General features: G+C 68.8%; 11 protein-coding genes. 3 read left to right on the plus strand and 8 right to left on the minus strand.

Features of this window, described 5'->3' with window-relative positions:
• Window positions 1-13: 13 nt before the first annotated feature.
• The 6 genes from ACFQRD_RS09315 to ACFQRD_RS09340 all read right to left on the minus strand — a co-directional run bounded on the left by ACFQRD_RS09315 (window position 14) and on the right by ACFQRD_RS09340 (window position 8,487).
• Window positions 14-922, minus strand: coding sequence for a carbohydrate ABC transporter permease (locus tag ACFQRD_RS09315; RefSeq protein WP_377803927.1), 909 nt, complete (start codon window positions 920-922; stop codon window positions 14-16).
• 1 nt (window position 923) lies between these two features.
• Window positions 924-1,868: a carbohydrate ABC transporter permease gene (locus tag ACFQRD_RS09320; protein ID WP_377018974.1), complete on the minus strand. Its 945-nt coding sequence runs from the start codon at window positions 1,866-1,868 to the stop codon at window positions 924-926.
• Complete coding sequence (locus ACFQRD_RS09325) at window positions 1,865-3,172, minus strand: ABC transporter substrate-binding protein (RefSeq protein WP_377018973.1); 1,308 nt, start codon at window positions 3,170-3,172, stop codon at window positions 1,865-1,867. The genes ACFQRD_RS09320 and ACFQRD_RS09325 overlap by 4 nt, the downstream gene beginning before the upstream one ends.
• Window positions 3,173-3,308: 136 nt before the next feature.
• Entirely contained in the window at window positions 3,309-5,465 is a 2,157-nt protein-coding gene (locus ACFQRD_RS09330) for an alpha-amylase family protein (protein WP_377792782.1), read from the minus strand.
• A complete protein-coding gene (locus tag ACFQRD_RS09335; RefSeq protein ID WP_377018971.1) occupies window positions 5,462-6,328 on the minus strand; it encodes an NAD(P)-dependent oxidoreductase in 867 nt (288 codons plus the stop codon). Before ACFQRD_RS09335 ends, ACFQRD_RS09330 begins: the two co-directional genes overlap by 4 nt.
• Complete coding sequence (locus ACFQRD_RS09340) at window positions 6,325-8,487, minus strand: family 10 glycosylhydrolase (protein ID WP_377803929.1); 2,163 nt, start codon at window positions 8,485-8,487, stop codon at window positions 6,325-6,327. Before ACFQRD_RS09340 ends, ACFQRD_RS09335 begins: the two co-directional genes overlap by 4 nt.
• A 70-nt stretch (window positions 8,488-8,557) precedes the next feature.
• Here ACFQRD_RS09340 and ACFQRD_RS09345 point away from each other — a divergent pair, with 70 nt between their 5' ends.
• Window positions 8,558-9,454 carry a hydroxypyruvate isomerase family protein gene (locus ACFQRD_RS09345; protein ID WP_377018969.1) on the plus strand — a complete coding sequence of 299 codons (897 nt, stop codon included), beginning with the start codon at window positions 8,558-8,560 and terminating at the stop codon, window positions 9,452-9,454.
• Between the two features lie 86 nt (window positions 9,455-9,540).
• Window positions 9,541-10,248, plus strand: a complete 708-nt coding sequence (locus ACFQRD_RS09350) for a GntR family transcriptional regulator (protein ID WP_377792784.1) — start codon at window positions 9,541-9,543, stop codon at window positions 10,246-10,248.
• 307 nt (window positions 10,249-10,555) lie between these two features.
• On the opposite strand, the gene ACFQRD_RS09355 is transcribed toward ACFQRD_RS09350, so the two are convergent.
• Both ACFQRD_RS09355 and ACFQRD_RS09360 read right to left on the minus strand, forming a co-directional pair.
• Window positions 10,556-11,704 (minus strand): acyltransferase family protein, encoded by a 1,149-nt coding sequence (locus ACFQRD_RS09355; RefSeq protein WP_377792785.1) that lies wholly within the window; start codon window positions 11,702-11,704, stop codon window positions 10,556-10,558.
• Window positions 11,705-11,859: 155 nt separating this feature from the next.
• A complete protein-coding gene (locus ACFQRD_RS09360) occupies window positions 11,860-13,116 on the minus strand; it encodes an ROK family transcriptional regulator (protein WP_377803931.1) in 1,257 nt (418 codons plus the stop codon).
• Between the two features lie 149 nt (window positions 13,117-13,265).
• Here ACFQRD_RS09360 and ACFQRD_RS09365 point away from each other — a divergent pair, with 149 nt between their 5' ends.
• Entirely contained in the window at window positions 13,266-14,516 is a 1,251-nt protein-coding gene (locus ACFQRD_RS09365; RefSeq protein ID WP_377803933.1) for an ABC transporter substrate-binding protein, read from the plus strand.
• The last annotated feature ends 3 nt before the right edge of the window (window positions 14,517-14,519 follow it).

Genomic DNA, 14,519 nt, shown 5'->3' on the forward strand with positions numbered 1-14,519 from the left:
CTGCTCAGCCCGCTCACTTCAGCCCCGTGGTCGCGATACCGCGGATCAGGTGTTTCTGGGCGAACGCGAAGAACAGCAGCAGCGGGATCAGCGACAGCAGGGACATCGCCATGAGAGTGCCGGTCCCCTGCTGTGACTGGGAATCCACGAGCGCGTTGAGCGCGATCGGGACGGTGAACACCGAGGAGTCCGTCAGGTAGATCAGCTGTCCGAAGAAGTCGTTCCAGGTCCAGATGAACGTGAAGATCGTGGTGGTGATGAGGGCGGGCTTCATGAGCGGCAGGATGATGCTGCGGAACACCCGGAACGGTCCAGCGCCGTCGATCGCGGCCGCCTCGTCCAGCTGGCGCGGGATCCCGCGGATGAACTGGACCATGAGGAAGATGAAGAACGCGTCCGTGGCGAGGAACTTGGGCAGGATCAGCGGCACGAACGTGTTCACCAGCCCGAGGCTCGAGAAGACGATGTACTGCGGGATGATGACTGCGTGCATCGGCAGCATCACCGTGACCAGAACGATCGCGAAGTAGACGTTTCGTGCGCGGAACTCGAGCCGGGCGAGGGCGTAGGCGGTCAGCGAGCAGGACAGCAGATTCCCCAGGATGGCGCTGACGGCGACCACCGCGGAGTTGCCGAAGAACACCCAGAACGGAAACCCTCCCACCATCCAGCCGTTGATGAAGTTCTCGAGTGTGAGCTCGGTGGGGATGATGCTGGGGTCGGTGAGCACCAGGTGCGAGGGCTTGAATGCGCTGACCGCCATCCAGATCAGTGGGTAGAGCATGAAGAGCCCGAAGAGGACCAGTCCGCAGTGCCGGATGATCGCTCCACGGGTCCGGGATTGGCGCAACGAGGGCGCCGCGGCGAGCCGTGGCGCGGTCTCCCCGGCGGCCGGGGCGGGGTCAAGGGTGGAAGTGGCCATATCAGTCTCCGTAGAACACCCAGTACTTGGACAGGGTGAAGTGCAGGGCGGTGATCAGCGCGATTGCGAGCAGCAGCACCCAGGCCAGAGCTGAGGCGTACCCCATGTCGAAGTTCACGAAAGCCTGCTGGTAGATGTACAGGGTGTAGAACAACGTCGAGTCGACGGGGCCGCCCGTGCCGCTGCTGATCACGTGGGCCTGCGTGAACGCCTGGAACGAGCCGATGGTCTGCAGGATCAGGTTGAAGAAGACGATCGGAGTCAGCAGGGGGATGGTGACGTGACGGAACATGTGCAGCTTCGAGGCCCCATCCACTCTCGCCGCCTCGTACAGCTCCTCCGGGATCTGCCGCAGCCCGGCCAGGAAGATCACCATCGGCGAACCGAAGGTCCAGACGTTGAGGACGATCAGCGTCCACAGGGCGCTGTCCGGATTCTGCAGCCAGTTCGCGCCGTCGATGCCGATCAGGGCGAGAGCCTGATTGACCAGGCCCTCCTGTCCGAAGATCTGCTTCCACAGCACCGCCACGGCCACACTCGTGCCCAGCAGAGAGGGCAGGTAGTACGCGCTGCGGTAGATGGACAGCCCGCGCAGTCCCCTATCCAGCACGAGAGCCAGCGCGAGCGCGAAGACCAGCTGCAGCGGCACCGAGACCAGCACGTACATACTGGTCACGCGCGCCGACGCCCAGAACCTGTCGTCGCCGAGCATGCGCTGGAAGTTGTCGAGCCCGATGAACTCGGGCGCGGTCATGATGTTGTAGTCGGTGAACGAGAGGTACAGCGAGGCCAACATGGGCGCGGCCGTCACCAGCAGCAGTCCGGTCAGCCACGGCGACATGAACGCGTGCGCGGCGAGTTCCTGATTGTGCCGCGTCTTCCGCCGCGGCCGCGGTGAGCCGGCCGAGGCCTCCTCCGCCGCCGGTGCCGCCGCGGGCGCGCTCATCCGTCCTCCTCACCGCTGGCGGCGCGATCGATGCCCTGGTTGATCTCAGCGATCATGTCTGCGGCCCCCTCGGGGATCGTCGAGCTGCCGCTGGTGATCTCCTCCAGCACCCGGGTCATGACGGTGCGCCAGGTGCTCGATCCGGCGGGTGCCTCGTACCGGGGCTGGCGATCCACGTCGCGATCCTCGGTGACCACGTCGAGCATCTTCTTCTCGTTGTCGCTGGCGAACTCCCTGTACTCCTCGGTCACCCTCGGGTTCACCGGAGCACCCATCGTCAGGCCCACGATCTTCAGCATGTCCACGGTCCCGTGGGTGAAGTTGAAGACTTCACCGGCCAGCTCGGCCTTCTCGTCACTGGCGTCGGCGTAGATCGCCTGGCGGGGATAGTAGAGGAACTGGTGCCCCTCGGGCGCCGATGGGTCCACGGGCAGGTGCGAGAGACCGAACTCGAAATCGGGGAACATCGTCGCGTCGTCGACGATGTGGTTGGAGTTGCTGAACCAGGCCAGGCAACGGTCGCCCACGTCCTCCCAGCCGGCCGCCACGCCGTCCTGCTCCCCGATGCTGGGGGTGGCGCCGGCCTCGCGGAGGTCCTCCCACCAGGCGAACCAGCTCTCGAGACCCTCCTGGGTGTAGCCGATGCGGCCGTCCTCGGTCCACAGCTGTTCGCCGTGCTGGCGCAGCCATCCCTCGAAGGGCAGGTCGGCGTCGGCGGCGTAGGCCACGGCCCAGCGATCCTCCGTGTTCGAGGAGTAGTCCTTGGCGAACTCGGCGAAGCCGTCCCAGTCCCACGACTCGGGCCAGTCCACGCCGTCCTCTTCGGCGAAGGTGGCGTTGTAGCGGATCACGGGCACGAAGATGCCGAACGGCATCGTGTTGTGCTCGCCGTCCAGGGAGAAGTCCTCGATGTCCTGCTCGGAATAGTCACTCAGGTCCAGGCTCCCGACGCTGTCCAACGGCCGGTAGAGGCCATTGGCGTAGTAGGTCATGACCTGCGCGGAGGGGATCCAGAAGATGTCGGCGACATTTCCCGCCGCCATCTGGGTCGTCATGCGCTCCTGGAACGCGGAGTATTCGGCGAACTCCACCGTGAGGGTGAGGTCCTCGTTCTGCTGCTCCATCAGGTCGAAGGCTTCCTGATAGTTCTGCTGCCTGACGTTGTTGCCCCAGAAGGCGTAGCGGACGCCGCCGTCAGCGCTACCGCCTCCACCTCCTGCCACACCGCCGCAGGCGGCCAGCGCGCTCGTGCCGGCTATCGCGCCGGCTCCGGTGAAAAGACTCCGTCGGCTGAGGTGACGCATTGCTGTGCTCCCGTCGTTGGAAGGACCGAGGGCTTCGTAGCCCCCATGTGGACAATCCTCGCGAATGACAGATTGTCTGTCAAGAGTACATGCCTATCTGACTCAGCTTCCTTGGGCCGCACGGTATGGCCGTGCCTCAGCACCGGACGGAGAGAGCCTCGAAGACGTCGACCGGGGGCGTGCGCACGCTCAGCGTCCCGGCCGACCAGTCCCACTCGAGGTCCTCACCGGCCACGAGCGCGCGGACTGCCCGCGGCTCGGCCTCGCACGGGATGTCCAGCTCCGCCACCCCGGTGGTCACGGGGTCGACGAACCGCTGGGGTCGTTCCCCGCTGCGGTTGATCAGGTGGATCAGCGGGCCCTTTGCGCCGCGACCCGGCACGATTCGCACGAACGAGGGCACGGTCGCCGACCACCGGAGGTTCGCAGGCCCCGCGGTCGCCACCGTCTCTGCGAGCGCCGCGGCCACGGCCGACAGGCCGAGCTCGCGCAGCACCTGTCCGGGCAGCCAGGGCAGCACCGTCACCGATCCGCCCGTGGGGCACCGCCGGCGGATCCGGCCGGCATGACCGGTGGGTTCGTTCCCATAACACTTCTCCGGCGGGCCGTACAAGGAACGGCCCAGAACGGGCCAGTCGACCTCGAGCGCGGCGGCGTCCCCGGCCGTGCCGTCTGCCCCATCGTCGCCCGACGAAGCAGTCCCATCGATCACGCCAGTCACACCGATGGCCCGGAACTCCCCGATCACGGGCACGTGGAGGGGTGCCGCATCCCCGGACTGCGGCCCGTGGGAACGCGTGGTACTTTCCGTCGGCCGCATACCGCCGGCGACGGACCGACCGATGTCCAGGTGCAGAGAGCGCAGCGATTCCTCGGTGTCGAACACCGCCTTCTGCGCGAGGTGCTCGCCACCGGCATCGAACTGGTGCCCGTTCGGGGACCAGCCGGAGCTGCCGGTGGCGATCACGGCTCCGCCGGCGGCGACGAAGCCGGTCAGGGCGACAGTCGCCTCCTCGGGCAGGTCGCCGAGATCGGGCAGGACGATCAGGTCCACCCGGTCTCGGGAGATCGTCGCGAGTGCAGGCTCCGCGAGCACCACGAAGGGGATGTGGTTCTCGCTGAGAGCGCTGTGCCACCCCTCGAATTCACGGCGGCTGCGGACGTGCCCGCCGCGCGGCCGTACCAGTGCGGTGCGCGCCGTGGCGACGAGATCGGTGTATTCGCTCTGATGGTCGCGGTGGAAGCGGGTGATCGCCTCGCCGGCCTTCAGAGCCTGGAACGGACTGTCGGCCGGCGTACCCATGATGTAGGTGGACGGCTGGGCGCCATGGGCGATGGACTGCACGGCGTACTGCTCCATGTGCCGCGGGTCCTCCCCCGCCCAGCGGTACGGCATGTCCATGAAGGCCACAGCGTTGACGAAGACCGTTCGGGACGGGTCCTCGGAGCGCGCGACGTCCACGGCGTCGGCGATGGCCTGGTGCCACAGCTCGCGGCCGACGGCGTTGTTGGCCTCGTGGAACGTGATGTCGGCACGATCGCCCTGGATGAGCGCGGCGCCGGGGGCGAGCCGGCGCACGTGTGCCCGCATCCGCTGATTCAGCTCGGCGAGCACGGCCGCGGTGTATACCTTCCACGTCCCATAACCCTCATCCTCGGGCCCGGCCGGAAGTGGCACGCCGGGGGCGAACCGCGCGAAGCCGCGACGGCACGCCTCGCACTGGCACACACCCCAGTAGCGGCGGCTGTAGTCGACCTCGTTGAAGGACATCCAGTTGAAGAAGAGCCCGCAGATGGGGTACCTCTCCAGCACCTCCGCGACGACGTCGAACATCTCGCGCTGGTAGTACTCGCCGCTGGGGCAGACGCTGCGATAGCCGTTGTACACCTGGGGCCGCCCGTCCGGGGCGACGAAACACCACTGCGGATTCCGCTCCGCGCGCCGCGCGTCGACCTTCGAGAAATCCATGCGGGCCAGGACGCGGATGCCGCGGGCCTCTGCGGCACGCGTCGCGTCCCCCACGAGGTCGCCGGAAGGGCGCCGGTCCAGCCGCGGGTTGACCGTCTGGGCCTCGAGGCGACTGGGGTAGTTGGCGATGATGCCGCCGACGCTCAGCAGCCAGGTGTCCGCCCCGTAGGACTCGATGGCCGTGAGCACGGCCTCGACGTCCAGCTCGGCGTCGATCTCCCGCAGGTTTGTCTGGAAGGTGCGGAACGGCTGGTGCCACCACTGCGCCCCGTCGCGGGGGTCCTGGCCAGCAGCGGGCTCGCCCCCTGCCATCTCGCCTGTCATCGAAAGTCCTCGCCGAACAGACGGAACAGCGCGGAATGGTCCAGCTCCTGCCATTGGCGGGAGATGGCCTCGTCCATCTGGGCGGCGACGACCTCAATCCCCGGCAGCGTGAGGCCCCGGTGCGCGGCAACGTCCTCGGCGAGACGCAGGTCCTTGCGGTGCAGCCGCAGCCGGAAACCGGGGTCGAACGCGCGCTCGACCATCCTCTGCCCGTGCAGTTCGAGGATCCGCGAGCTCGCGAAACCGCCGTCGAGAGCGGCGCGCACCCGTTCGGGATCGATGCCGGAGGCCTCGGCCAGTGCGAGCCCCTCGGCGACGGCCTCGATGGTCATGCCGACGATGACCTGATTGACGACCTTCGTGGCCTGGCCGGCGCCGGGTGGTCCCATGTGGGTCACGCGGGCCCCGAGGATCTCCAGCAGGGGCATCGCCCGCTCGACGTCGGCGTCCTCACCGCCGACGAAGATGGTCAGGGCACCATCGCGCGCGCCCACCTCGCCACCGGAGACGGGAGCATCGACCCAGCCGCCGCCGGTCTCGCGCACGGCCGCGGCCAGCCGCTCGGTTCGCACGGGGGAGATCGAGCTCATGTCGATCACCAGCGCACCGTCGGCGAGCCCAGCGAGCACACCGTCCTCGCCGCGGAGCACGGTCTCGACGTCGGGAGTGTCCGGCAGCATGAGGATCACCGCTTCGGCCTCCGCGGCGGCTGCGGCTGGCGTCGACGCGGCGGTGGCTCCGGCGTCGACGAGGTGCTGCGAGCGTTCCTTGACGCGATGGACCTGCAGGTCATGTCCGGCGTCGAGGAGGTTCTTCGCCATGGGGGTGCCCATGACGCCGAGTCCGATGAATCCGATTCTCATGCTTGCCCTCCGTGTTGCACCGCATCGGTGCGGGTCGGTGTCCAGGTCACGTGGACGACCTCGAGGTCGTCGACGGTCTCGAGCGGGATGTGCAGCCTGCCGTCCCGCTCCTCGGTGCGGGCCGGCCCACCGGCAATGACGAGATCGGCGGTGCCGAGTTCAGCGCCGTCGGGGATGGTCAGCACGACCTCCTGGTCATGCAGAGGCAGAGCGTCGTGGCGCTGCCCGCGCATCGCCATGGGGTCGGTCAGGTTCACCACGGTCACCGCGATCTCGTCCTCGCCCTCGCGGACCGCGAGGTCCACCAGGCCCTGCCCGTTCACGCTCACGCGCGAGGGCTGCCGCCCCAGTGCCCAGGTCACGGAGTCGGCGATCAGACGGCCGTGGTCGGACTGGAGTGCGCGCCAATAGACCTCGCCGATGTCGAAGGCGATGTGCACGGTGCGCCCTCCACCCGCATGCTGACGTGTCACCACGGCGGGCGGAGTCGGGCCGGGGCGGGGGTAAACCTCCTCCATCGGCAGGTCGGGATAGTCCGGGACGAAGCGGAAGGCGACGTCCGCGTCCGGCAGCGCTTCGATGTCCAGTACGTGGGCGCCGGCGAGTATGCGCTGGGCGCCGTCATATCCCGCGGTGAGCGGGTGGCCGGCCTCGAGGCTCATGTACTTGTTCTTCAGCGGGCCACGCACGCCGCCGGTGAGCCGGACCCCGAGCAGGTCCCCGAGGGCCAGTCGGCCCGGGCTTCCGTCCGAGCCGCCGGTGAGCCCGGCGTCGTACCCGGCCACCAGGCCGCCGCCGTCGGCGACGTACTGCTCGATGGCAGCCACGGTCGCCGGGACGAGATCGGCACCTGTGGGGATCACGAGCACCCGCACGCCGCGCAGGCGCTGGGCGGTCAGTGCCTCCTCGGCGATGTACTCGAAGGGGATCCGGGCCTCGATCAGGGCCTGGTAGACGCCGTCCTCGTGCGCTCCCCCGCCGTGGCCCTGCCCGAAGGGGGTCGCCGAGGCGCGGTCCACGCAGTCCAGAAGCGCTACCTCCGCGGTGTGGCGCAGGTGGCCCGTGGCCTGCTCGACGCGAGCGTGCAACCGGAAGGCGTCGGCCATGGGTTGGACCCACCGCGTGTCGAAGCATTCGCCCTTGAACTTCGTGAACCACGGGAGGGCCCCGTGCGCGAACCCGTCGACGACGAGCCCGCGGGTCTCGTGGGGGTCGGCGACGGAATCCTTCCAGCGCAGCTCCCCGTCCTCGGGGCCGACGGAGGTGATCAGGGCGACGGGCCGGTCGGGGTACAGGCCGCGCGCACGCTTGCCCACGCGACCCGGAGTCCATGAGGCCTCGAGCCCGGACCGCCCCTGCTTGTCGACGAAGAACATAGGATACCGGTCCTCGACGAGATCGCTCTCCAGATCACGGGTGAGGGCGCCTCCGCGGTTGGGGATGAACCGCACGTGAGGGCGGATCTCACGGACGGCGTCGTCCCAGTGGACGACGAGCTCGCTGAGCTGTCGGCGCCGCCACGCGGTGAAGGCGGGCCAGGCGGGATCGGAGGGGTCCGTCTCTACGGGCAGCTCCTGCCCGGTGGCCGAGAGGAAGGCGGCGCGGGTGAGCGGGTTGTAGCTGACGCGGCGGCGCCCCTCCCAGCGGTTGGCGAAGACGGCGTCCACGTCGTACTCGCGCACGATCTCCTGGGCGATCTGCGTGGTGAACTCCCAGTGCGAGGGGCTCATGGGGTCGGTCCACCACAGGCCCGGCATCGACTCGTGCTCCACGGGCGCTCCGTCGAGACCGTGGTCCAACCACTCGGGATGCGCCTGCGCGGCTTCGGCGTGGACGGCGTGCGGGTCCACACGTGCCATGACGTGCATGTCGAGGCCGCGAGCAGCCTCGACCAGCTCGCCGAACACGTCCCGGTCCCCCAGGTGCGTACTGCGGTAGTGGTATGGGATCTGCGTGGGATAGAAGGCCATGTACCCGCCGGCGCTGAGACACAGCGCATTGGATCTGGTCCGCGTCATGACGTCGACCCAGAAGTCGACGTCGAGCGCGGAGGGGTCGTCCTCCGTGAGTGTCAGCTGCGTCCATCGTGTCGCGCTGAGGTACCACTGCGGGCTGCGCACTGCACTGGTCAGCTCGGGCTGGGCTTCGTCGATCGTCACTGATCCCCCTTGAGATGAAGTAATTGTTAGACATGCTGACATGTATAGCTTCATGTGACAAGATGGCGGCATGGATTCCCACGTACAGACAGGATTGACCTGGCATCGATATGACGTCAGCGCGAACGTCTCCCTGCTCTTCACCGAGCTGCCCCTCCTTGAGCGCTTCGCCGCGGCACGGCAGGCCGGTTTCACGGCCGTGGAGTGCTGGTGGCCCTTCCCCACCGCCGACCCGGACCCCGGTGCGGTCGAGGAGATCCTCGAGACGATCGAGGACTCGGGCGTGAGACTGACCGGCATGAACGTATTCGCCGGGGACATGGCCGCCGGCGAGCGCGGCATCGCCTGCGCCCCGGAGCGCGCGGACGAGCTGGAGGCTTCCCTAGCCGTGCTGCGCACCATCGCCCAGCGCACGGGCTGCCGCGGCTTCAACCTGTTGCACGGACAGGTGCCGCCGGACGCCGACCAGGCGGCGCAGGAGGCGGCGCAGGAGGCGGCGCGCGAAGCGGCCGTGCACGCCTACCGTCGGGCCGCCGAGACCATGTCGGGCCTCACCGCGCGCGACGGCAGCGACATCAGCGACGGAGTGATCCTGGTCGAGCCGCTCGCCCGCGGCCTCAACGGCGCATACCCCCTGGAGACCGCGCAGGACGCGCTCGAGCTGATCGACGAGGTCGGCGCGCCGAACGTGATGCTGCTGCTGGACACGTTCCACCTCACCCGGAACGGGGTCGACATCGTGGATCTCATCGAGGGCGCCGCCGACCGCATCGGTCATGTCCAGCTCGCCGACTCCCCGGACCGCGGCGAGCCGGGCGGCGGCTCCGTGGATTTCGCGGCGATCGGCTCGGCTCTGCGCGCTCACGGCTATACCGGCACCGTCGCCGCCGAGTACCGGCCCACCGAGGAGACGCTGCGCACTCTGGACTGGCTGACTCCGGCACCGGACTCGCAACCGCTGGCATGATGTAAGCCCGGGAAACATGCCGGACATGTGTAGTGTCCGCAGGGAACGTCGCCGGTGTTGGCGGCATGGACGGAAGAGGAGTCGCCGTGTCGACACCATCGGGCCAGTTCAAGCTCGGGCCAGCGTCACTGACCGAGGCCCTGTTCGCCTCGTTGCGTGAGCGCATCATCAACGGCGAGATCGTCCCGGGCGAGAAGGTCACCGAACAGCGGGTGGCCGGCGAGTACGGCGTGGCCCGTCCCACGGCGAAAGCATGCCTCGAGCGTCTCACCTCCCTCGGCCTCCTGCGACGCACCGCGCACCGCTCCGCCTCCGTGCCCGTGCTCGACGCGAGCGAGATCGAGGACCTGTTCTTCAGCCGGGAGACGTTCGAATCCGCCGCGACGGCGCACCTGGCGCAGGCTCGGAATCTCACCGACGACGTCGCACGTGCCCAGGCAGCAATGACCCAGGCCGCCGAACGAGCGGATTTCCGCGATCAGGTCCAGTACGACATCGACTTCCATTGGGCTCTGGTCAACGGCGTCGCCAGCGACCGGCTCAGCCGCATGTACGAGATCATCGCCGGGGAGATCCACTTGACGATGGGGCAGTACGCGGCGCATCGACGCACCTCCCCCACCACCGTTGTCAGCGAGCACGACGCCATCATGACGGCGATCCGCGACGGCGATGTGGACGGTGCGCGAGCCGCACTGGCGACCCATCTGAGCCGGGCGCGCGAGAGAGTCCTAACGCAGGTCGCGGGCGGATCCACTCCGGCGAAGAGCGGCGCTGGGCCCGGGGATGACTGACACCGGAGCGCGAGCGCGGTAGCCTCACCGGCCCACCCGGTCACCGCACGCCGCGCGGCGCTCCCAGGGTCCGGCCCGTCAGGAACTCACCCGCGAATCTCTCATGCTCCAGCGAGAGCGGCTCGCCGCGCATCAGTGCTGACATAACGCGAACGCGCGATCATGCACGCTGGGCGCTAACGGCTACCGCGGGCGATGCGAGCGGAATCTCCTCGCGCCGGCAGTGCACGGAGAACGCCGCTGTCAGGACAGGGTGCGCCGGGCGCCGCCGTCGCTGCGGTCACGCCTCATGTCACCGAGCGTCGGATCACCGGGCGTCGGATAACCGAGCGTACGGCGACGCGTCCTGTGCAGGGGCCGACGCGTCGACGGGGGCGGCGGGCACCGCAGCAGGAGCTCCCGCCGGCACCTTTGCGGCGTCGTCGGCCATCGCAGCACCCAGACCGGGCGCAGTCGCTGCTGCCGCCGCCTCCCGGGCACGCTGGGGAACGCGGGCACCGTCGAGGCTGGGGAAGGCATAGAGGAAGGACGTCCACGGCCGCAGGCGGATCGCCAGCAGGCAGACGCCGAGCGTGACCGTGAAGGAGATCGCGAAGCCGACCGAGCCGGCGGGAAGAGCCAGGTAGCGGGCCAGGAGCTCGGCGATGGGCAGGTGCACGAGGTATGCCACCACCGAGTTGCGGCCGATCCATTCGAGGCCGCGCACCAGCCAGAACCGTGGCAGGCGCTGCGCGATACCGATCGCAGCGACCACGCCGATCAGCATCGCGATCTGGGAGATCACCGGGGTCAGCGGGGCGCGGTCGAGCCAGACGGCGTAGGCCGCCCAGCCCAGAGCCACGACGACAGCGGGCACGAGAACCGGCAGCGGCACGTTGCGGGAGGTCAGCGGTTTGCGCAGAGCCGCTCCGGCGAAGAAGAAGACCGCATAGAGCAGGAACTTGTCGGGCCGGTAGATATAGGGGTCCAGGTGCACCCCGATCGGCGGCAGCAGCGTCCACAGCGCCACGCTCGCCACCGCGATCCAGGCGGGGTTGATCTTCTGGGTCACGAGCCCGATGACGTAGTACACGAACAGCGCCAGCAGGAACCACGTGTACATCCCGTTGCTCCACCAGTACGGGTCCTTCGCCATCTGCCAGCCCGCCAGGGGCAGCATCACGAAGGACCACAGCAGCCAAGGCCACAGCAGGCTGCGCGCCTTGCCGGCCAGGAACCGCGGTGTGGGCTTGGCCAGCGCCCTGGGCAGCAGGATCCCGGAGGAGAACAGGAGGATCGGCATCCGGAAGGGGGCCGCGGCCTCGGAGACCAGGACGGCTCCGTGCGGCGCGGGACCGTCCCACACCTGCTGGACGAGGCTGATGTGGAGGGTCATCACCAGCAGGATGGCCAATCCGCGCAGGAGGTCCATCCATTGCATCCGCCCGCGGGCAGGAGCCGGTCCGGTTCCGTTCATGGGGAGTCAGACTAGGCCGGATACCGCCCCGATAGGTTGCGCCACGGCGTCGCGAACGCCACAAACCTGCTCGCCAAAACCGGACAGACCACGCCACAGACAGACATTTCGTGACTGATTGAGGGACGCCGACACAGCCGGCGAGATACGCCCGCTCACTGCAGGTGCAGCTGTCCCGTCGCGTCGAACATCGTCTCCTGCAGCACCAGCGCTGCGGCGCCGATCGCCCCGACCGGCCCACCGACGGAGGTGCCTCGCACCTCGACGGAGCGGAACGAGCGAGCGATGAACGCTCGATTGACGAGCTCGGGCACGACCCGCAGGAAGGTCTCTTCCAACGCCGGCCATTGTGACCCTCCGAAGACGATCGCATCGAGGTCCAGCAGGTTCGCCAGCTGCACGGCGACCCGGGCGAAGCTGCCCGCCGCGCGCTCGAGGACCTGGGCTGCGGACGAATCCGGCACTTCCCGGCTCACGCGCGCCAGCTCGGCCAGCGCCAGCTCGACAGCGTGCGGATCGCCGGTGTCCACGGGCTCCAGAGCACCCGCGGCCATGCCGTCGGCCACGATCGCGCCCGGCCAGGCCGAGACGTTGACGCACCCCCGCCCGCCGCAGGAGCAGTGCGGCCCGTCGGGGTCAGCAGCCATATGCGCGATATTCCCGAAGCTTGCCCCAGAGCCGCGCAGCACCTCGCCGTCCCGCACGATCCCGGCGGCCGCACCGGTTCCCAGATACAGGAAGGCGAAGCTCTCGCCGTCCCGGGGGGCTTTCCACACCTCGCCCATGGCGGCCGCGGTGTTGTCCTTCTCGAGCACCACGGGCATCTCCAACCGCGCCTGGAGATCGTCTCGCAGGGGGACGAGATCCCAGCCGGGCAGCTGGGGCGGGGCGACGACCACCCCGCGCGGAGCGTCGATCGGGCCGGGCGTGGCGACCCCTAGCCCGGCCACTCGATCCATCGGGATCTCGAGCTCTCTCAGTACAGCGCGTACGCCGCCGTCGATGGCGTCGAGAACGTGCGGCGGGTCCGAAGGATCCGGCACCGGCGATGTCCGCTCGGCGACCACCTTCCCGGCGAGGTCGAGCACGGCGAAGGTCAGCCGGGCAGGATCGATGTGCAGGCCGACGGCGTACCGCCCCTCGGGCTCGACCTCATAGACGATCCGCGGTGCCCCCATGCCCGAACGCACTCGGCCGGCTTCGCGGATCAGCCCGGCCTCCACCAGGCGACGGCAGATGTTCGAGAGTGTCTGCATCGTCAACCCTGTGCGCCGCACCAGGTCGCTGCGGCTGAGCCCGGGCGCGCGCCGGATCAGGTCGAGCACCAGGACCTGGTTGTATCCCGCGACTCGAGGAAGGTTCGTCCCGCGACGCACCGCGCCTGTCATAGCCGTCTCGCTCGCCCCGCTCATCTGCCCGATGCTACGGGCCGCCGTGCCGCGAAGCCCTCGCGGGCACCTATTGACTATGTCAAATTGATCATGTCTACTGGCGCGCACCGGATCCCAGGACATCCGGTGCGCGCCGGGTTCGCCCCGGCAGTACTCGACGGGGAGGCGCCATGAGGAGACGTACCGTGCTCGCTGCCGGATTGCTGGCGGCGCCGCTGTCGGCATGCAGCGGCGGGGACACCGACGGGGACCGGGTCTTCCGCCAATTCGATCCCGCGGACCAAGCCGCTGGACTGGTCGAGGCGATCGACGCCTGGAACGCGGAGCATCCCGACTACCGCGTCACCATGGAGACCCTCTCCCCCAACAATCCCCAGCAGTTCGCCCGCGAGGCCAACGCCGGCTCCGGACCGGACATCGCCCAGCTCGCGTTCACCGACGTCTCCTTCATGGCCGAGCCCAGGATCCTCACACCGCTGGACGATCTGCTGACCGGCTCCCCGCCCCAGGGCGCCGACGAGCTGTTGGCCACGGATATGACCACCTATGACGGGTCGATGTGGGCCATCCCGTGGACGGCGGACACCATGGCTCTGGTCTACCGCCCCGATCTGCTCGAGCGCGCCGGGATCGACCGCACGCCCCAGGACTGGGAGGAACTCGCCGAGACTGCCGCACGGATCACCGAGGATTCCGACGGGGAGATCCACGGATTCGTCTTCGCCGCCGGGGCACAGTTCTCCAGCGCCCAGTGGTTCCCGATCAACTACCACCTATGGGCCCACGGCGCCCAGCTCATCGATGCTGACGGTGACCTCTGGCGTGTGGGCGTCGACCCGGAGCAGCTGACCGCGACGATCGACTACTTCGCCGCCTTCTTCACCGAAGGCATCACTCCCACCGCGATGCAGGCCGTCACCGACTACGGCGATCCGAGCATCATCGGCGCGCTCGATGACGGCTCCTGCGCGATGACCTTCATGCCCCCGGCGGCCTTCCGCACGGCCCGGGACAGCGTCGAGGCGGAGCTGCTCACCGCGCCGATGCCCGCGGGCCTGGAGGACGGCGCGACCCATCTGGGAGGCCGGGCCCTGGGCATCAACGCGAACTGCCAGGAGCCGGAGGCGGCCTGGGAGTTCGTCACCCATCTGCTCAGCCCGGAGACTTTCCGGACCTACCCGCAGTACCCCGCGTCGGCCGGGACCCTCACCCAGGTCGACGTCGACCCCTCCGAGCAGGGATTCATCGACCAGCTTCCCCACGCACGATCCTTCGCGCGATACGCGGACGCTCCGATCACCATCGCCGCTCTGCAGGAACTCGTGAACCAGCAGTTCTCCGCCGTCTACTCGGGCCAAGCGGAACCCGCCCAGGCGGCCGACCGGATCATCACCAGACTCGCCGACGAGCTGGAGGAGTAACGC

Source organism: Brachybacterium sp. GCM10030268 (assembly GCF_042666305.1).
In the GTDB taxonomy this organism is placed as follows: Bacteria; Actinomycetota; Actinomycetes; order Actinomycetales; family Dermabacteraceae; genus Brachybacterium.